General features: G+C 38.5%; 15 protein-coding genes. 4 read left to right on the top strand and 11 right to left on the bottom strand.

The window, feature by feature from the left end; genetic code table 11:
* Window positions 1-297: 297 nt before the first annotated feature.
* Window positions 298-2058 carry a gamma-glutamyltransferase gene (gene ggt, locus CPS_RS09560; protein WP_011042969.1) on the bottom strand — a complete coding sequence of 587 codons (1761 nt, stop codon included), beginning with the start codon at window positions 2056-2058 and terminating at the stop codon, window positions 298-300.
* Window positions 2058-2789 (bottom strand): tRNA-uridine aminocarboxypropyltransferase, encoded by a 732-nt coding sequence (locus tag CPS_RS09555; RefSeq protein ID WP_011042968.1) that lies wholly within the window; start codon window positions 2787-2789, stop codon window positions 2058-2060. The genes ggt and CPS_RS09555 overlap by 1 nt, the downstream gene beginning before the upstream one ends.
* Before the next feature lie 128 nt (window positions 2790-2917).
* Between CPS_RS09555 and rrtA the strand changes: the two genes are divergently transcribed.
* The gene (gene rrtA / locus CPS_RS09550; RefSeq protein WP_011042967.1) at window positions 2918-3538 is read left to right on the top strand and encodes a rhombosortase; all 621 of its coding nucleotides are present in this window, start codon (window positions 2918-2920) and stop codon (window positions 3536-3538) included.
* Between the two features lie 77 nt (window positions 3539-3615).
* Here rrtA and galE read toward each other — a convergent pair whose 3' ends face one another.
* The 8 genes from galE to CPS_RS09510 form a co-directional block, all read right to left on the bottom strand.
* On the bottom strand, window positions 3616-4638 hold the full coding sequence (gene galE, locus CPS_RS09545) for a UDP-glucose 4-epimerase GalE (RefSeq protein ID WP_011042966.1): 1023 nt from the start codon (window positions 4636-4638) through the stop codon (window positions 3616-3618).
* 163 nt (window positions 4639-4801) lie between these two features.
* The gene (locus CPS_RS09540; protein WP_011042965.1) at window positions 4802-5800 is read right to left on the bottom strand and encodes a DHH family phosphoesterase; all 999 of its coding nucleotides are present in this window, start codon (window positions 5798-5800) and stop codon (window positions 4802-4804) included.
* Between the two features lie 320 nt (window positions 5801-6120).
* Window positions 6121-6750, bottom strand: coding sequence for an adenylyl-sulfate kinase (cysC, locus tag CPS_RS09535; RefSeq protein ID WP_011042964.1), 630 nt, complete (start codon window positions 6748-6750; stop codon window positions 6121-6123).
* A 97-nt stretch (window positions 6751-6847) separates the two neighbouring features.
* Entirely contained in the window at window positions 6848-8575 is a 1728-nt protein-coding gene (locus CPS_RS09530; RefSeq protein ID WP_011042963.1) for an SLC13 family permease, read from the bottom strand.
* Between the two features lie 277 nt (window positions 8576-8852).
* Window positions 8853-10253: a sulfate adenylyltransferase subunit CysN gene (gene cysN / locus CPS_RS09525; RefSeq protein ID WP_011042962.1), complete on the bottom strand. Its 1401-nt coding sequence runs from the start codon at window positions 10251-10253 to the stop codon at window positions 8853-8855.
* A 55-nt stretch (window positions 10254-10308) separates the two neighbouring features.
* Window positions 10309-11208 (bottom strand): sulfate adenylyltransferase subunit CysD, encoded by a 900-nt coding sequence (gene cysD, locus CPS_RS09520; RefSeq protein WP_011042961.1) that lies wholly within the window; start codon window positions 11206-11208, stop codon window positions 10309-10311.
* Between the two features lie 235 nt (window positions 11209-11443).
* Window positions 11444-11782, bottom strand: a complete 339-nt coding sequence (locus CPS_RS09515; RefSeq protein WP_011042960.1) for a ComEA family DNA-binding protein — start codon at window positions 11780-11782, stop codon at window positions 11444-11446.
* A 365-nt stretch (window positions 11783-12147) separates the two neighbouring features.
* Window positions 12148-12672, bottom strand: a complete 525-nt coding sequence (locus CPS_RS09510) for a TlpA family protein disulfide reductase (protein WP_011042959.1) — start codon at window positions 12670-12672, stop codon at window positions 12148-12150.
* Between the two features lie 225 nt (window positions 12673-12897).
* Between CPS_RS09510 and mfd the strand changes: the two genes are divergently transcribed.
* The 3 genes from mfd to CPS_RS09495 all read left to right on the top strand — a co-directional run bounded on the left by mfd (window position 12898) and on the right by CPS_RS09495 (window position 18932).
* Window positions 12898-16521: a transcription-repair coupling factor gene (gene mfd / locus CPS_RS09505; protein WP_011042958.1), complete on the top strand. Its 3624-nt coding sequence runs from the start codon at window positions 12898-12900 to the stop codon at window positions 16519-16521.
* 357 nt (window positions 16522-16878) lie between these two features.
* Entirely contained in the window at window positions 16879-18576 is a 1698-nt protein-coding gene (locus CPS_RS09500; RefSeq protein WP_011042957.1) for a CsiV family protein, read from the top strand.
* Between the two features lie 68 nt (window positions 18577-18644).
* Complete coding sequence (locus CPS_RS09495; protein WP_011042956.1) at window positions 18645-18932, top strand: DUF1244 domain-containing protein; 288 nt, start codon at window positions 18645-18647, stop codon at window positions 18930-18932.
* A gap of 103 nt (window positions 18933-19035) precedes the next feature.
* Here CPS_RS09495 and CPS_RS09490 read toward each other — a convergent pair whose 3' ends face one another.
* The gene (locus CPS_RS09490; RefSeq protein ID WP_011042955.1) at window positions 19036-19767 is read right to left on the bottom strand and encodes a pseudouridine synthase; all 732 of its coding nucleotides are present in this window, start codon (window positions 19765-19767) and stop codon (window positions 19036-19038) included.
* Window positions 19768-19846 lie beyond the last annotated feature (79 nt).

Genomic DNA, 19846 nt, shown 5'->3' with positions numbered 1-19846 from the left:
TTTGCAAATATGTTTATGCAGAATTGGTGTATATCAGAGAGAGTAAATTGGAGTTGGAATAGATAATGGCGATTAATTGACGAGTAATACCAATCAGATTAATTAATGGTTCAACTTCAGTGCAACATAAGCAACGAGGATAAATTTTCAAGATCAAGGCGATTGATTGGGTAATAGCTGGCTATTGGGATTGCAAACAACGATGTTATTGGAATGTGCATACTTAGCCTACACAAATAAACTCACTCTACTTGATGATGCCTTTTAGGCTTTCAAGTAGAGTGAGTTTATAAGAATTTAACGCCCTAGCGCTAATCCTTCTCGACGTGGATCAGCTCCGCCAACAAGCCCACTATTAGTGACTTCAATTGCATGTAAACCACTATTTAAGGCTCGAATTTTCACCGTATGTCCTCTCGCTTCAAGCGCAGGTTTTAGTTTAGCAACATCAGTATCTAACTCCAACGTAGTGACGTAATTTCGGTTGGTTACTTTGGGCAAATTAACAGCTTGTTGTACATTCAGTTGCCAATCGAGTACACCGATAATAGTTTGCGCTACATAATTAATAATACGACTACCCCCGGGCGCACCAAGTATCAAACGTAATGAATTATCTTCATTAAAAACCATCATCGGTGCCATGGAGCTACGGGGCCTTTTTAATGGTTCTACACGATTGGCTACCCATTTCCCATCACGCTTTGGCGCCAATGAAAAATCAGTTAATTGATTATTTAAAATAAAGCCTTGCACCATTAGAGCTGAGCCAAAACCATTTTCAATACTACTGGTCATTGATATGGCATTACCTTGTTTATCAACAACCACCAAATGAGTGGTTGATGGTCTTTCAATTGCGTTATCATTCGCTAACACTAAACTGTTTTGTGGATTGCCTGCGATTGCCTGACCCATATCTCTTTTTTCATCAATTAAAGCCGCACGTTTAGCGATGTAATCTTCAGCTAATAATCCTTTAACGGGTACGCTGACAAAATCACTATCGGCAATGTATTTATTTCTATCTGCAAAGGCTAATCGTGAACTTTGTGTTAATAGGTGTATCGCATGTAAAGAATTTGGCGGGTATTGGGCAAGTTCAAATGATTGTAGTTGCGCTAAAATCTGAATAACGCTGATACCGCCCGAGCTTGGCGGTGCCATGCCACATATCTTATATTGATGGTAAGGACCACAAACAGAAGCGCGTTCTATTGCTTGATAATTTTTCATATCATCCAGACTTAATAACCCAGGTGAAACAACTGAATTTTTCACCTTTGCAACTATTTTCTTGGCTATCCAACCTTGGTAGAACACCTCAACCCCTTCGTTAGCAATACTATGAAGCGCTTTAGCCAACTTGGGGTTTTTTAGGGTATCACCCGCTTTTATACCAATACCATTAGGTGAAAAATAGTTCTTAATCTCAGGTAAAATATGAATGCCTGGATTGAAATTCATACCTAGTAATTGTTCTAAACGCGGCGATACAATAAAGCCATTTTCAGCTAACTCAATCGCTGGCTGAAATAATGCTTTCCATGGCAACACACCAAATTGTTGATGTGCTTTATTAAGCGCCGCAAGTAATCCTGGGACACCAACAGACTTACCACCTACAACGGCATCAGACCACTTAAGTGGCTTGCCATTTTTATCTAAAAACAATTCACTTGTCGCGTTTTGTGGCGCAGTTTCTCTGCCATCAAAAGTCGTTAGTTTTTGGTTTTTATTGTGCCAATGCAGCATAAAGGTACCACCACCAAGACCCGAGGATTGCGGTTCAACTAAGCTAAGTACAAGTTGAGCGGCAATAGCCGCATCAACAGCACTACCGCCTTTATCAAGCATTGCTAATCCTGCTTTACTTGCATAAGGATTGGCAGCAACCACCATATATTGCTTAGCAAAAACAGCTTTCTTTTGATTAAAGCCCGTTGCAGCTTCGGGTTCACGGATTTCACGTTTCGCCAGCGCTGTCTGACTTATTAAAAGGTGAGTAACAACAAATGCAAGTGTAGAAAATCGTAATAAAAATGAATGATGAATCATCAAGTTTCCTTAAGGGCTTTGTTCGCAGGTCTAAAAGATAATTGGAATTGGTTAAATTGTTTAAATTTTTCAAGTAACGGTTGGTATTTACCTGCATGTTCGGGCGTAATCGGCTCAGCATCATAATCTTGCGCTGCTGAGTCATAAACCTGTTCTGTACTCTGCTCCAAAAGGGCTAAAGCATAACAGCTTGCTTCTAAACTAGATAAGGCATTTTTTTTCGCTACTTTTCGAATAAGGTATTGACCCGCATTAGCTAAATAATCGGGTAGGCATACTTGCGGTAATTGTTGTAATTTTGTTGATAGCATAAACATGCGATAGGCTTTTTTCCAGGTACCATCAAGAATAATTAAACCAAGAGGTTTGGCATCAAGTTTGGTTTTGAATTGAGTCGCGTCTTCTATATTTTCATTACTTTTATCGAGATGAGTCAATTGCGCGACAAAGTTTTGATTAAGAGTTTGTGCTTTTTCACCTGGATAAAGTAAAACGAGCTGATATTGCTCCATTAATTTTAAGAAGCAAGCTTCCTCATCAAAATTCTCACCGACGATAACTTGGCAAGATTGTAATGATTTTGCTAATAAGGCAACAGTGCCTTTTGTTTGTGATACTTCACTAGGATGTTGTAGTACAACGACATGAATATCATTCGGTATATCTGCGATAAAAGTACAGATACAAGCTTTTTGGGGCCGCTGACAACCAAGGCAAAGTGTTCTAGACATATAGGAGTAAAATAAAGCGCAATTAATAAAGCAGTCATTGTATACTTTATTAGTGATATATAAATACTTTATAAATCACTAACTGATAACTTTTAACGACTGACATTCAATGACTAGTATTTAAGCGCATGACATTAACATTTAAAAATCTTCCTCTAAAAAAACAACACAGCATGCTCGTTACGATCATCGCTATCCTCGCTATTCTCGCCTATTTTTTTAATGATGCGGTTAGTGAGCTTTTCGTTTATCAATATCAATTAATTAGCCAAGGTGAGTTATGGCGTACATTCACTGGACACTTTTTTCACACCAATGGGTTTCATCTATTATTAAATTTAGCCGCATTAGCCCTTCTGTGGGCATTGCATGGTCATTTTTATAATGTAAAAAGCTACAGTTTACTCTTTATCACATCAGCCTTGACCTGCAGTGCCGGTATGTATTTTTTCTCTCCTGAAATTCGTCAATATGTTGGTCTTTCAGGCGTTTTACACGGAATTTTCGTTTTTGGCGCCATCATGGACATTCGTCATAAAGATAAAACTGGTTACTTATTATTTGTCGGAGTATGGCTAAAAATAGCACATGAACAATTTTACGGAGCAAGCGAGCAAGTATCGTCGCTAATTGATGCCAATGTAGCAGTCGATGCACATTTATGGGGAGCTGTAGGTGGATTGCTCTTTAGCAGTTGTTATGTGTTGATGACTAAAAAGACAATTTCATCATATAATAATGAGCGCTAAAAATGGAAAAAAAGACTAAAGGTGTAAACCATTAGTCTTTTTTATGTATTAGGTAATACGCTTAGTACTAGTTTCTTTTAAAAACCATTCGGGTTTTCAGACTGCCAACGCCAAGTATCTTGGATCATGGCAGTTAAATCGAGCTTAGCTTGCCAATCTAATAGTTCATTTGCTAAAGAAGCATCAGCATACACAGTCGCTAAATCTCCAGCTCTGCGTGGCACTACTTGATAAGGAATATCTTGCTTACTGATGTCTTTAAAAGTATTAACTATCTCTAGTACCGACGTACCATTACCGGTACCTAAGTTAATTGCCTGACAACCTTTAACTGTGCCTTTAGCATGACCGAGACTTTCTAATGCTTTTACATGGCCTTGTGCTAAGTCAACCACATGAATATAGTCGCGTACACCGGTGCCATCTTGCGTATCATAATCATCGCCAAAAATTTGCAACTGCTCTAAGCGCCCTACTGCGACTTGTGCTACATAAGGTAATAAATTATTAGGAATGCCATTAGGGTTTTCGCCAATTAGTCCTGATTGGTGCGCGCCAATAGGATTAAAGTAACGTAAACAAGCAATGGACCAAGATGCATCACTTTTGGCTAAATCAAATAGAACATGTTCAACCATCAGCTTGGTTTGACCGTAAGGATTAGTTGCTGAAGTAGCCATGGTTTCGTTTAATGGTGATACGTTATTCCCATAAACAGTGGCTGAAGAACTAAAAACTAAATTCTTAACCTGATATTTTGCCATGACTCGCAATAACGTAATCGTACCTGAAACATTATTTTGATAATACGCTAATGGGATTTCATTCGACTCGCCAACCGCTTTTAATCCAGCAAAATGAATTACCGCTTCTATCTTATGTTCATTAAAAACCTGTTCTAGCGCGTTTTCATCACAAACATCCGCTTTAATAAAGGTGACGGTTTTATTCGTGATTTGTTTAATCCGTTCCAGTACTTTAGTTGACGAATTAGATAAATTATCAACAATAACAATCTCTTGTTCTTTGGTACTTTGCAATAATTCAACAACGGTGTGGCTACCAATATAACCAGTACCGCCTGTGATTAATAAACTCATATATCCTTACTCTTTTCGATTACTAACTGAAATCGTCTATTGAACTAGATCGTTAAAATAGACTAAAACAATTCAACGTGATACCAACTATTTTAGCGCTTAGTTTTTGACTTTGATACTAATTTCTATTTTTGTTAGTGGGCTCTACTGTTAATTTTTTATACTAGCCTCGATAATAGCTTTCAACGTGCTTTATAAATTCATCTACTCTACTCTTAGGTAAAGCATTAACGCCTGCCGCAGCTGCTCTACCACCGCCGGTTGGAAACTGAGCACAGATATCACCAGCGCCCTGTTTATTATTTAGCGGAGCGCGCAAACTTAAAGTATAACTTTGTTCCTTTTGACCTTCATTTTTCGATTGAAGATCAATGTCAATTGGATTAAGCGTGATAACAATATGCGCTTTATCTGGTGCTTGGTTTGCTAATTCATTACCAAAAACACCGCTTACTCTGCGAGACCAAGGTGCATCTTCGAGCACTATCGTTTTAACTACGTCACTATCACTCAAGACATCTGCAGCACACGCTTTCGCCATATCGGCTAAATATGCAGTCTTCAGCTGATTAAAAATAGAATCTTCTTGATTAATTAATACGAAAGGGTCGGGATATTCTAGTAATGCCTGATATAGCGCTGCAGGATGAAAGTGTAAGTCACTTAATTCCTGTCCATAGCCATTATAATTAATATATGTACCTAACTCATTAAGCTGATTCTGCTGATGTTTAGATAAACCAACTTTCTGTGCTAAATCGCTGGCACTAGCATGCATATTATCGCCAAAAGCTGCGGCAACTGCCCAATAGCTATATTGGCCCTTCAAAAAATCATTTACCAACAAACTAGTGCAAGTATTCGCATCGGTATTAAGTAATGTTATTAATTTATTCGATTTTGGAATGTCACCTGTTCTATGGTGGTCAATATAAAACACGTCAATTTGGCTATCGAGTAGCCCTTGTAACGCTTGATTATTCTTTTCCAAAGAAATATCTAACACGGTTACTGAAGTCGCTTTGGTGATATCAACTTGTTTAAGTAGGCTAATATCGCGCTTAACCCCTGTAATAAGCACTGATTCTTTAGGTGCGGCTAAGCGTAATTGTAGTAAAGCAATAATGCCGTCGGCATCGCCGTTAAATACATCATAATGCATAGTGGAAATATTCCTGACTTTTATAATTGATAGTTATACCAAGTCCATTAAGTTATTTCCCACTCAGCGAGAATTAAAAGGCTTAGAGGCAAGGCATTGATTGAAGAGAATGGTTGTTCCCTTGTCAAAATCAATAACACAGTATGTAAGCCTTTTAAACTCGCCCTAGGGAGCTTGTCAGAAAAGCAATAACTGCGAAAATTTGTTAGATATAGAATGACTATATCTGCACAAAATTTGATTGTTATAGCTCCTCTGACATAGCTCTGAGATGGGAATAAATTTAATGGAATTGGTATTAGTTGAACGTTAACTGGCTCTTAGCTTAGCGTCATTTCACTGATAAAGCCCTGCTCAATTAAATGACTTACAATTTGCTCTGCACATTGCTCAACAGATTGCTCTGCCGTTTTAACATGAATTTGCGGCGCAGTGGGTACATCATAAGTTGAGTCAATACCGGTAAAGTCTTTTATCTCACCTGCTCTTGCTTTTTTGTATAACCCTTTAGGATCACGCTGTTCACACACACTGATTGGGGTATCGATAAAGACTTCAATAAATTCGCCGTCTTCAAGCTTAGCTTTGGCTAACGCTCTATCACTAGCAAAAGGAGAAATAAAGGCCGTTGACACGATTAGGCCGGCATCAAGGAATAATTTAGCAACTTCTGAAATACGACGAATATTTTCAATTCGCGCTTCATCACTAAAACCTAAGTCACCATTAAGACCATGACGTACATTATCACCATCAAGTAAATAACTATGACAACCTAGCTTAAACAACAGCGCATCCACCGCATTGGCTACGGTAGATTTACCCGAGCCACTTAAACCGGTATACCAAAGTAACGCTGGTTTTTGCTGTTTTAGCGTAGCGCGTTGTTCTTTGCTGATTTGTTGGTTATGCCACACAGTATTTTCTGTTTTCATGTTTGTTGTTGTCATGCTAGATAAGCTCTTTATTGAAGTGTAATCAAGGTCACTAATTGGGTTACATAAATCAGATTATGCAAATTACTTAACGACCAAGTTAACAGGAAAATTAAAACGGATAAACAATGGGAATAACCAAAATTACCGTTGCGCTATAAATCAGTGAAATAGGTAAACCAAAACGGACAAAGTCCTTTAACTGGTAATTACCCGCGTTATACACCATCACATTGGTTTGGTAACCATAAGGACTGATAAAGCTGCCGCTTGCAGCAAAAGCAACCGCCATCACAAAAGGCGTAGGGTCTACGCCAAGGCCTAAGGCAATATTATAAGCAATAGGAAAGGCTAAGGCTGCCGCAGCGCTATTGGTGATCAGCTCAGTCATTATCAGCGTTAAAAGAAAGATACTAACAAAAGCGATATAGATACTTTGACCGTGTAAGAAACCTTCAATATTTTGCGCCAACATAACAGCAATGCCGGTATTTTCAATGGCTGAAGCCAATGTTAAGGCACCTAATACGATCATCCAAATTTCTAAAGGAAAGCGGCGTTTTATTTCATTAACTGATAGTGAATCACTGAAAATTAAAAATGCCAAATAGATAAATAAGCAGCTCAGTAAAGGCAGTGGCGTAAAAACGGACACTAAAATACTGGCGATAAAGCCCCAAACAGTGGTGTAATCACGCCAACCATTGAGCATATTCTCAGCCTGATGGCCTGATAAGATGTAAAAGTTTTTTGACAAGTTAGGTCTAGTGGCAAAGTCTTGCCCTACCGCTAACACCAGAAAATCTCCAGGCTGTAGTACGATATCGCCTAATTTTCCTGATAGTGCGCCACCTTCTCGGCGAACCGCCACAACAGCAGCATCAAAACGCGCACGAAACCCGGCTTTTTTTAAGGTTTTTCCTGCAATAGTTGAATCCGCTTTTACCAGCACTTCCGTTAAATTATCACGTAATAAATCATCTTGCTCTGCATACAAATTCAAACCATCAAACTGTTGTAATGTTAGCACTTTGGAGATATCACCACTAAAAATAAGCTTATCTTGTGCTTGGAGGCATTCTTCAGGGCAAACTGGTGAAATTAATCTACCTTGACGTACTATTTCAACAAGAAATAAAGAGTTCAAATTTCTCAAGCCATTTTCTTCAATACTTTTACCAATTAAGGTAGAAGCTGTAGCTACTTCGGCTTCGAGCAAATACTCATTGGTCGCTAAATCATCGTCATCTAAGTCTGGTAAGGTACGACTGCGCACTAAAATAACAAATAAACATAAAACAAAAGCCGATAAACCAATTAAGGTGAAATCAAAAAAGCCAAAACCATCATGACCTTGCTTAATCAATAAGCTGTTTACAATAAGATTGGTAGAGGTACCCACTAACGTCAATGTTCCCCCTAAAATAGCGGCAAATGACAGCGGTAATAAAAGCTTACCGGGATTAATGAGTTTGTTTTTTTTCACGGTATTGATGAGTGTTGCGACCACCGCAGTGTTGCTCATAAGCGCTGAGGCTAAAGCAGTACCAAGTAATAATCGTAAGGTCGACTTTACTTTTGAGCCATTAAAAACACCGGCTGATAAGCGCCTTAAAATACTGGTTCGTTCAAAAGCGAAAGAACACAGCACAAGTAAAACAAGGGTGACAAGACCTGGGTTAACGGCATTCGTTAAAATGTCATCAACACTGACAAACGACAGTGCCAAACACAACAATATCGTCACAGAGAAAACCCGCTCTGGTACGTGGCTGTATTTAACTAAGCTGATAAAAGTGGCAACAAACACACCTATCATCAACCACTGCTCTATTGCCATTTAGTTTTGCGTCCTAAGGGAGTATGTACGTCATTTCCGAGGTATTTAATCGGACGTGACAGGATGTTACTTATTAGACAATGCAGGATGCATATTGTCCTGGGTTCATATCAATTAAGAGCATGGTTCATCAATTGATGAAACTAATCATTCACCTTTAAACTGAAGTGTTCAAGTTAAAGAAAAAAGCACGGAGTTGACGTTAGTCAATGAGTACTTTTGACGCATAAATTGGACGCTACAGCAACAAGGAGAATGGTTAGTAACTATTAAATAGCTATTTAGTAATGTCGCGCGCACCCCAGTGTGGAAACTGCTTGCGAACTAAGGCATTCAACTCTAATTCAAACGCTGAATACTCCTGTGCTTTTTCATCGATAGCATGGTTTATCATGCCCGCACCAACCGTAACATTACTTAATCTATCAATAATAATGAAAGCACCAGTGCCTTGATTATCTTCGTAAGCATCGAAATGTAAGGTTTCGCCAGCAACAAAATTAACAATACCGATGTCATTAATCGCTAGTTGTGAGCTAGATAAACTTTCCATAGTGTTAACGTCATACTTGCTAACAATGTTTTGTGCATGACCTGTAGTCATTTTGCTGCCGTGCTTGATAAAATACTCACGACCAGGCTCAAGTTCATTTTCATGCATCCAAACTACCGTTGCACTGAATTCTTTAGCTGATATCGGTAAGCTACCCTTTTTAACAATAATTTCGCCGCGGCTAATATCAATTTCATCTTCAAGGGTTAGCGTTACGGCCATACCTTTATCAGCGCGCTCTAAATTACCATCGTAAGTGACGATTTCTTTTACTACACTCTCTTTACCTGATGGCAATGCAACAATAGTATCGCCAACGAGTACGTGACCTGAAGCAAGTGTGCCGGCAAAACCACGGAAATCTAGATTAGGTCGGTTAACATATTGCACTTGAAAACGCAGTTGGGTGAATTGCTCTTGCGTCTTCACATCAATAGTATTAAGTAGCTTCATTAACGTAGCGCCTGGATACCAAGGCATGTTTACGCTTTCGTCTACCACGTTATCGCCATTAAGTGCTGACAGTGGCACAAAACGCACATCAGAGAACTCTAATGATTCAGTGAATTCACGGTACTCTTTTTTGATTTCTTGGTAGCGTTCCTGAGAATAGTCAACCAAATCCATTTTGTTTACCGCAACAACAATGTGCTTGATACCCAACAACGAACAAATAAATGAATGACGACGGGTTTGTGTTTGTACGCCATAGCGCGCATCAATTAATATAATCGCAATATCACAGGTTGAAGCACCTGTAGCCATGTTACGGGTATACTGTTCATGGCCTGGGGTGTCAGCGATAATAAACTTACGCTTGTCGGTTGAGAAATAACGATAAGCAACATCAATAGTGATGCCTTGCTCACGTTCAGACTGTAAGCCATCAACTAACAGTGCTAAATCTATTGCTTCGCCGGTAGTACCTGATTTTTTAGAGTCTTTTTCTATAGCAGCAAGTTGATCTTCAAAAATCATTTTTGAGTCATGCAATAAACGCCCAATTAAGGTACTTTTTCCATCATCTACGCTACCGCACGTTAAGAAACGTACTAATTCTTTGTTTTCATGTTGCTTTAAATAAGCTTGAATATCTTCTTCAATTAAGTCTGATTGGTGACTCATAAGTTTTTCCTTCCAAAATTGTTCATCAATAAAAGTGCTATAAAGTAAATGCGGCTTAGAAATAGCCTTCCATTTTTTTCTTTTCCATTGAACCAGCGCTATCGTGATCTATCACGCGCCCTTGACGTTCAGAGGTTTTCGTTAATAGCATTTCTTGAATAATTTCAGGTAAGGTATTAGCCGTTGACTCAACTGCGCCTGTTAATGGGTAACAGCCTAATGTTCTAAAACGAACACTCTTCATTTGAACTTCTTCATCTTCACCAATTGGCATACGGTCGTCATCAACCATGATTAAGGTACCATCACGCTCAACAACAGGACGCTTCTCAGCTAAATAAAGCGGCACAATTGGAATACTTTCTAAGTAGATGTACTGCCAGATATCAAGTTCAGTCCAGTTAGATAATGGGAAAACACGGATGCTTTCGCCTTTATTTACTTTACCGTTGTAGATATTCCATAATTCTGGACGTTGGCTTTTCGGATCCCAACGATGATTTTCATCACGGAATGAATACACACGCTCTTTCGCTCGTGATTTTTCTTCATCACGACGTGCGCCACCAAAAGCAGCATCAAAACCGTACTTGTTAAGCGCTTGTTTTAAGCCCTGAGTTTTCATCACATCAGTATGCGTCGCACTACCGTGGGTAAATGGGCCCATGCCCATTTCAATACCTTCTGGATTTTTGTGCACTAGCAACTCAAAATCATAGTCTTTCGCCATTTGATCACGAAAGGCAATCATCTCTTTAAATTTCCAATTAGTATCAACATGTAATAACGGGAAAGGAATTTTACCTGGCGCAAAGGCTTTTCGAGCTAAATGTAGTAATACTGCCGAGTCTTTACCGACAGAATACAGCATCACGGGATTATCAAATTCAGCCGCTACCTCACGAAAAATATGGATAGATTCAGCTTCAAGTGTTTTTAAATGGGTTAAATTCATTGCTAATACAAACTTTATGAAAAATTAATATCCTTATAATGCCATAAATAGATATATTTTCCATATAAGAAACGTATTCAATATAACCAAAAGTAATATAGGGGGCTGGAGTTAATCTAATTATTAGGATATTTCGGCTACATTTTATGAATGGTCATGCTCGAAAATGCAAAATTAAAAAAAAAGTCAGCATTGCGCTGACTTTTTAAATAATGGATCTGAGCTTATACCAAGCCTAAATACTTAACCTCGCCTTATTATCACTCACAATCTTTTCACCAATACCACTAACCTTAGTTAGCTCATTGACCGATTTGAAGGCACCAACTTGTTGACGATAAACAATAATGGCTTGAGCTTTAGTATTCCCGACGCCCTTTAATGTCACCAACTGTTCAAAGGTTGATTTATTCAAGTTAACAACTTGTGATTTTACTGATTGTGCACTTTGTCCTTGTGCAGCCTGAGTAACATTAGTTTCTTTAGCAAGACCTAATGAAGAGTTAACAAGTAAAATAATACCTAAAGTTAAGACTGAAAGGGTTTTGTTGAGGTGTTTTGGCTGAATATTCATCTTTAATTCCTTGTAAAGTTATACCAATTACACTAATTAATTGCCCACCTTCAAATGATCTAACTCTACAATTTCTGCGTTGCGCTCCATCCCAATAGCCAGCTATTGCTCAATCACGCGCCTTGAACTTGAAGAAGTATCCTCATTGAATGTTGTTCACTAACTTAATGTAAATGGTATTATCCATTAAAAAAGCAACTGAATAGTGTCTAATAAAAAACCTAGTAGCAACTGGACAGTCATTACTAGGTTTAGATCGATAACTCACTTTTGTCAAAATACACCTTAAGCATTCAAATTATTAATGGCTTGCTCGTTATAAGCTAACAATGATTTATATTATGTCTAAGTTTTGCCAAATGATTCTATTGCCAAACAATTTTTGCAAGTTGTTGTTCACCTTCGGCTAAGTTCATTTTGATAATTTTGTTATTTTCACCTATGGTGATCAAACGTGGAATACCACCCGACGCAAAACGTCTGTATATACTACGGTCATTATCAACCGCTAATGCGACCTTAATACCACGCTTATCACGCCAAGCAGTAACTGTCTCGAGATCTTCTTCTCGAGCAATAGCAACTATTTCAATACCTTCCATTTCAAGTAAAGGGGAACTGTTTAATGCTTTAAGTAAACGATTAGAATCATGACACCAAGTGGCAAATAAAATAACTAATTTACGTTTTCCTAATTGCTGTAAGTCCAGTTCTTCACCGTCAATAGTGGTAATAGCTTCAATGGGTAACAAGTCACCTGAGCTCACATATTCATCATGTACTATCGCTTGCGATTGGTTTAGTGGTAAAGCTTGGCAAGCAGACAAAACAACCGCTAAACTGACGGTAAAAAATAAGCGTTTTAATTTACTCTCAGTGGTTTTAACCATGAAAAATATCCCTAAATAAATTGAATTTTGTTAACAAACCTGAACTTTGTTTAAACTTTTAACTGCTCATCAAACAACGTTGAGGTTAACTATCTAGTATTTAACCCTAAATTCAACTATTTTCCAACAAACAAAACAAAAATACGTATCTACTAGCGCTTTGGTCATAGCTTAATTAGAATAGCTGTCATTATTTTATCGTCTATTAATTACTGTAAGGAAATCATGAGCAAAGCAAGCAGCCTGTTAACCCCGGTATTGGCCAAGCGCCGAGGTAAAAATCCCGATAAGAAGAGTTGGCATAATTTACATGGCAGCAGCAGTAGCTTTGCTCTTTATCAAGCAGCAAAAACAGCGCAAACGCCTATATTATTGATAACAAGTAATACTCCTCAAGCGCTTAAAATTGAGCAAGAGTTACTAAGTTTAGCTAAGAGCGATAGCCAAAATAAGGCTAATATCTGCTTATTTCCTGACTGGGAAACACTACCGTACGATAATTTTTCACCTCACCAAGATATTATCTCTCAGCGTCTTGCTACCTTGTACCAATTATCACGTATGGAGTCTGGCATAATTATTGTGCCGGTAACCACTCTAGTACAAAAGCTTGCTCCTAAACAATATATTGAAGCGAACAGCTTAATAATAAAACAAGGCGATAAGAGAGATTTACATCAAATGCGACAAGCCCTGGAAGCAAGTGGCTATCGTAATGTTGATCAAGTATTAGAGCATGGAGAGTTTTCTGCTCGAGGCGCTATTTTAGATCTTTTCCCTATGGGAAGTAATAAGCCATTTCGTTTAGATTTCTTTGATGATGAAATTGATGAAATTAGACTCTTTGATCCAGAAAGTCAGCGTTCAAAAGAGAAGATTGATGAAATTAATTTATTGCCCGCGCACGAGTTCCCCATCGATGAAGCGGGTATCAGCTTATTTCGTAGTCAATTTCGTGAACAATTTCAGGGCAATATTCATAAAGAGTCTGTTTATCACAAAGTCAGTAATGGCATTTTGCCGCCTGGCATCGAGTATTACCTACCACTGTTTTTTGATAATAAACAGGACACTGAAAAAGAAGGTGCAACCTTAAGTAATACTCTTTGTGATTATTTAACTGATAATACTCTGGTCGTTATTAGCGGAGATATTGAGCACTCTTTAACGCAATACTGGCTCGATATAGAGTACCGTTATGAAAATAGACGTTACGACCCTACTCGGCCTTTATTACCGCCAGAACAGCTATTTTTAACCGCTGATACGCTTTATAGCGCGTTAAAACCTTTTGATCGCATCACCATTGCTAAGCAAACGAAAATAGAGACGATTAAAACTCAACGTAGTGACAATCAGGCTAGCGAAGACCTTGTTACTGCTGAAGTCGATGCTGAGACAAGTGCTGAAGTAAAAAGCAAAAGTAGCGAAATATGTTTTGATGTTAAACCGCTGCCTGATTTAACGATTAATCATAAACTGAAGCAGCCGTTCGAATTAATCAACCAATTCATCGCCAGTAAAGAGACGCCCAACAAAGTGCTTTTTGTTGCGCAAAGCCAAGGTCGCCGAGAAAGTGTGCTTGAGTTACTTGAGCGTGACAATATTAGACCTGCTCAGTTTGATAACATTGACGACTTTATTAACGCAACGGATACCCTTGGTATTACCGTTAATAGTTTAACTCAGGGTTTTGCCTTCCAAGCGAAAGGTAATAGTCAGAAAAATGCGATTGCCCTAGTTACTGAAGCCGAGTTATTAGGCGATCATGTATCTCAAGCTAGAAGACGTACCAAAGCGCAAGATTTACAAGCTGATGCGTTATTTAAAAACCTTGCTGAGTTAACCATTGGCCAACCTGTGGTCCATATTGAACATGGCATTGGCCGATATTTAGGTCTACAGACCATTGAAAATGGCGGCATAGTTACCGAATTTCTGGTGCTTAGTTATGCTAACGAAGCCAAACTTTATGTCCCTGTTAGCTCTTTACACTTAATTGGTAGATATTCAGGTGCTGATAGTGACCATGCGCCACTGCATAAGCTAGGTAATGATACTTGGAGTAAAGCTAAGCAGAAAGCAGCAGAGAAAGTCCGTGACGTTGCCGCCGAATTACTCGATATTTACGCAAAACGTGCCAGCAACCATGGTTATAGTTTTAAACGTGATAAACAAGACTACCAAGCTTTTAGTGACAGTTTTGGTTTTGAAGAAACCTTCGACCAAAAACAAGCCATTAATGCCGTAGTAAGCGATATGTTGTCGCCAAAAACCATGGACAGGCTTGTGTGTGGTGATGTTGGTTTTGGTAAAACAGAAGTCGCTATGCGTGCAGCCTTTGTGGCAGTTAATGATGGTAAACAAGTCGCAATACTTGTCCCCACCACATTACTCGCTCAACAACATTATGAAAACTTTAGAGATAGATTTGCTAATTGGCCGGTAGTCACTGAAGTATTATCACGGTTTAAAACACCTAAAGAACAAAAAGAAGTGATTGCGAGAGTTGAGTCTGGTCAAGTCGACATTCTAATCGGTACCCATAAATTACTTCAAAACAGCATTAAATATAAAGATTTAGGGTTACTGGTAGTCGATGAAGAACATCGATTTGGTGTTAAACAAAAAGAAAAAATCAAACAGCTACGCAGTAACGTTGATATTTTAACACTAACGGCAACCCCTATTCCTCGTACCTTAAATATGGCCATGGGTGGAATGCGTGACTTGTCTATTATTGCCACGCCACCCGCTAAACGTTTAGCGGTAAAAACCTTTGTACGAGAACACGATGAAGCATTAATTCGGGAAGCTGTATTACGTGAAACCTCACGCGGTGGTCAGGTGTATTATCTGCATAACCATGTTGATACTATTGATAAAACTGCAGCAGACATCCAAAAATTAGTGCCTGAGGCTCGTGTCGTCACGGCCCATGGACAAATGCGTGAGCGTGAGCTTGAACGCATCATGAGTGATTTTTATCATCAACGCTTTAACGTCATTGTTTGTACCACAATTATTGAAACGGGTATCGATGTACCCAGTGCCAATACCATCATTATGGACAGAGCAGATCATCTTGGTTTAGCACAATTACACCAACTGCGTGGCCGTGTAGGTCGCTCGCATCATCAAGCTTATGCCTATCTGTTAACGCCGCATGAAAAACGCATTACTAAAGATGCTAAAAAACGCTTAGAGGCTATCGCCTCTCTGGAAGATTTAGGCGCAGGTTTTACTTTAGCAACTCACGATTTAGAAATTCGTGGCGCGGGTGAGTTATTAGGTGAAGACCAGAGTGGCTCAATGTGCCAAGTTGGCTTTAGTTTGTATATGGAAATGCTCGATCAAGCCGTTGCAGCACTTAAAGAAGGTAAACAACTATCATTAGACCAAGTAATGTCTACGCAGACTGAGATTGAGTTACGTGTACCAGCGCTGCTACCTGATGATTACATTTTTGACGTTAGCTTACGTTTAAGTTTATATAAACGTATTGCTAGCTGTAAAAACAAAAATGAGCTAGATGATATTCAAGTTGAGCTCATTGACCGTTTTGGTTTATTGCCTCAACCAAGTAAAAATTTAGTCCAAATTGCCAAGCTACGCCTTAAAGCGCAGACTATTGGTATTTCGCGAATTGAGGCGAGTGCCACAGGTGGCTCGATTGAATTTAGTAATGATACCAGCGTTGACCCTATGCTAATTATTGGTTTAATTCAAAAAAATCCAGCAGTGTATAGCATGGCTGGAGCAAGCAAATTGAAGTTTGTAAAAGCCAACGATGATACTCAAAAACGCTTTACCTTAATTTCTAATATCTTAAATGACTTAGCTAAATAATGACTCAGATTTTCACTACCAAACAAGGTACATGTTTTTAGAGTGCTTTTAATGGGAACGGGTATAATGGTAAACTTGGGCAAGTAACGTTTTCGCTAAACTTACTTTGCTCAAGCCTCTAAGCAATACCTATTAGATTGATTAATAGTTCAAATTTTAATTAGAATAAATTTTCAAGAACAAGGCGTTTGATTGAGCAATAGCTGGCTATTGGGATTGAAAGCAACACTGTTATGGGATATTTAGACCATTTAAATAGATCACTTAGTTAATTTGATTGGTATATATGAACGTAAAAATAAAATAAAATTAAGTTAGCTCAACTGATACACTTTTGTCTTAACATACGGATTTTTAATGAAATACCATTCAATTCTTACCCCTGCATTAACCTCATTATGCTTATTAACAAGTTGTAATGCTTTGGCTACCAACAGCGCTAAAGTCTCGGCAGTTGAAGAAGCACGTTGGTTTGAAATTGAAGTTATTATTTTTAAACAAGTTACAGATAACTCAAAAAATACCGAAAAGTTTTCCCCGAATGATCTCACGAGTAAAAAAAGAAATGCTATTGACTTAATAGCACCTTATTTACAACCGAATATAGCCTCATTAAAAAAATTACTGCCCATTTGTGAACAACAACAAACAAAATTACCGTATGACATAGCTATTACGCCATACAACCTTTGGCCTGAAAGTATTGATACTGAAGCTGCAGCTCTTCTATCAGAAAGCAAAAATGGTCAAGATATCAATAAGGCTCAGCTTGATGCGAATGAAGGTGTAATGCCTTCAGCTAAGATGTCGGTAACTGTGCTTCCTGAAGTCACTAATGACACCTCTGGAGTTTTAGCCAAAGATGATTTAACGGAGCAAGGCGAGCAACCACAGTATGTCGCGGTTGATGTACCGGTTTATAACCAATATCCGATTAATCGCCAAATGCCGTTATGTGTGATCCCTGCTGAATTTTTCCAACAGCACTTAACTTCAGAGCAATTTGAAAGCTTTAGCATCGATGGTTTCCCCGTAGATAAACTAACAAACACCATCAATGGGCTTGAACAATGGCGCGATGATGAAAATGGTGAAATCACCTGGGCAAGTGATACTCCTTACTTAATTGGCCAGGATTCTCTTCGTTTGAAATCTATTGCTAACCGTATCAAACGATCACGTAATTACGCGCCATTATTGCATCTCGGCTGGCGACAAATGGGTGAAAGTAAAAGAAAATCAAAAGCGATGAAGTTATATGCTGGTGAGCATTTAGATTTACGCTACCAACAAGCAGTAGCTCAACAAGTGTCTGAGCAACAGGCACTTGAAATACAGGTAATTTTAGAACAAAGAAAACAAGCTGAAGAGCTGATTCGTAGTCAAATTAATTTAGCTGGCAATGAAGCTGCACAAGCAACTACAAACGCTACCTCGTCCATGACACCTGATAATGTTACAAACAATGTGATAGAGAATTCAGCAGCGTTCAGTGAGTTAACGATAGCAGAAGAATTACGCCAACAAGCAAGACAGCAACAGCTTGACACTCTATTTCAGCAACTTTCGTTAGTAGACAATCAAAAAAGTAACTTTGCCAGCACAAATGTCGATAACAGCAATGAGTCCGTTAATAACGAAGAGAATATCAAAAATATGGTTGCTGAGCTGTCATCTGATATTATGGAAGAAACAGTACCATTAAGTGTAAATAGTACCACAGAAAATCAAAAGCAAACCACACCACCTATTCAGCCTTGGTCAATAGATGGGCTTTTCAATGTGCACTTAGATCATTACCTGTATATCGATACCGAGTTAAATATTATTGACTCATCTAATAACTCATCGATATTAACGGCGAAGCAAAAATTAGCAAATAAACAAAATACAACATCAAGTCGTAATAAGGTAATTTCCTTTAAACAAGATCGCCGTGTGATCACCGGAGAGATTCATTATTTTGACCACCCACACATAGGCATGATAGTGCAAATTAGACGTTTTGATCCGACAAAACCTGCTGATGAAGCGGTTAGTCAGTCGAAAAAATAAAGTATCAAAGCTTAAGATAAAAAAAGATAAAGTATTATCAACAAACAATCACAGTAAAGGTTAACAAAATGGATAAAGAAATAGAAATTCAAGCAGCAGTTTTTCGTCGTTTACTGGCACACTTAGACTCACGCAAAGACGTACAAAATATAGAATTAATGAATTTAGCTGGTTTTTGCCGTAATTGTTTTAGTAAATGGACAGTGAGTGAAGCAGAAAAGTTAGGTGTTGACGTTGATATAGATGCTGCCCGTGAACAGGTTTACGGTATGCCTTACAGTGAATGGAAAGAAAAACATCAATTGCCAGCAACTGATGAACAGATGGCTAAATTTAATGAGTTAAATAAAAAGTAGACCTGTCGCTACCAGTGATTTTGTAGCTGATACGCCAGTATTTTATCAAATACTGGCGATATGACTGTATGAACTGCTCTAATTCGAAAGTAGTCCAGCAAAGCTATGAAAATTGAGTTATTTCATCTTCAGTTAATTCACGCCACTCACCTGGGGCTAAATCACCCAAGGTTATTTTTCCTATCTGTTCTCTATGTAAGCCCACTACCCTATTACCTACCGCTGCAAACATACGTTTAACTTGATGATATTTCCCTTCGGTGATAGTAAGTAGAACTTCACTTCGATAAGACGCTTCATCAACCAAATTATCTATTTCTACCCGCGTTAATATTGCAGGTCGAGTAAGTGAGTCTTCTCCTTGTAGCTGAAGTCCACTGTCAAACCTAGCGACTAATGCAGATAACTTATCATCGTCAATTTCGCTGCGTAGCCATACACGGTATGTTTTCTGGCACTGCTTTTTCGGCGAAATAACGTTATGCGACCAGCGACCATCATCGGTGATCAAGACCAAACCTGTGGTATCAGCATCTAATCGGCCAGCAATATGCAAATCGAAGGCTTTATCTACCTCAAGAGAATGTAATACCGACGGGTAGATTTCATCAACATTTGAACAAATGGTGTCTACTATCTTATGTAAAATATAATAGCGAGAGCCACGCGCGCTAAGTTGTTGACCATCAATAGTAATAAGATTGTTTTCATGTACTTGCATTGCCGCATTTTTAGCGACTTCATTATTAACACGTACCTCACCGCTTTTAAGCACTTTTTTAGCTTCGGTTCGGGTGAGTTCAGTACTTTTACAAATAAATTTATCTAAGCGCATATTGGCAAGCAAGGCCTTACTGTCAATGAAAATAAGCCGCTATTATCCGCATTGCTTATCAACAAGCAATAACTAATAA

This window comes from Colwellia psychrerythraea 34H (assembly GCF_000012325.1).
Lineage (GTDB): Bacteria > Pseudomonadota > Gammaproteobacteria > Enterobacterales > Alteromonadaceae > Colwellia > Colwellia psychrerythraea_A.
The sequence above is the reverse complement of the archived record's forward strand: the minus strand, read 5'-3'. Positions and strand labels throughout refer to the sequence as shown.

Bases quoted from the DNA above. Each gene is read 5' to 3' on its own strand.
- ggt (WP_011042969.1), bottom strand. From the start codon at position 2,058: ATGATTCATCATTCATTTTTATTACGATTTTCTACACTTGCATTTGTT.
- CPS_RS09555 (WP_011042968.1), bottom strand. From the start codon at position 2,789: ATGTCTAGAACACTTTGCCTTGGTTGTCAGCGGCCCCAAAAAGCTTGT.
- rrtA (WP_011042967.1), top strand. From the start codon at position 2,918: ATGACATTAACATTTAAAAATCTTCCTCTAAAAAAACAACACAGCATG.
- galE (WP_011042966.1), bottom strand. From the start codon at position 4,638: ATGAGTTTATTAATCACAGGCGGTACTGGTTATATTGGTAGCCACACC.
- CPS_RS09540 (WP_011042965.1), bottom strand. From the start codon at position 5,800: ATGCATTATGATGTATTTAACGGCGATGCCGACGGCATTATTGCTTTA.
- cysC (WP_011042964.1), bottom strand. From the start codon at position 6,750: ATGACAACAACAAACATGAAAACAGAAAATACTGTGTGGCATAACCAA.
- CPS_RS09530 (WP_011042963.1), bottom strand. From the start codon at position 8,575: ATGGCAATAGAGCAGTGGTTGATGATAGGTGTGTTTGTTGCCACTTTT.
- cysN (WP_011042962.1), bottom strand. From the start codon at position 10,253: ATGAGTCACCAATCAGACTTAATTGAAGAAGATATTCAAGCTTATTTA.
- cysD (WP_011042961.1), bottom strand. From the start codon at position 11,208: ATGAATTTAACCCATTTAAAAACACTTGAAGCTGAATCTATCCATATT.
- CPS_RS09515 (WP_011042960.1), bottom strand. From the start codon at position 11,782: ATGAATATTCAGCCAAAACACCTCAACAAAACCCTTTCAGTCTTAACT.
- CPS_RS09510 (WP_011042959.1), bottom strand. From the start codon at position 12,672: ATGGTTAAAACCACTGAGAGTAAATTAAAACGCTTATTTTTTACCGTC.
- mfd (WP_011042958.1), top strand. From the start codon at position 12,898: ATGAGCAAAGCAAGCAGCCTGTTAACCCCGGTATTGGCCAAGCGCCGA.
- CPS_RS09500 (WP_011042957.1), top strand. From the start codon at position 16,879: ATGAAATACCATTCAATTCTTACCCCTGCATTAACCTCATTATGCTTA.
- CPS_RS09495 (WP_011042956.1), top strand. From the start codon at position 18,645: ATGGATAAAGAAATAGAAATTCAAGCAGCAGTTTTTCGTCGTTTACTG.
- CPS_RS09490 (WP_011042955.1), bottom strand. From the start codon at position 19,767: ATGCGCTTAGATAAATTTATTTGTAAAAGTACTGAACTCACCCGAACC.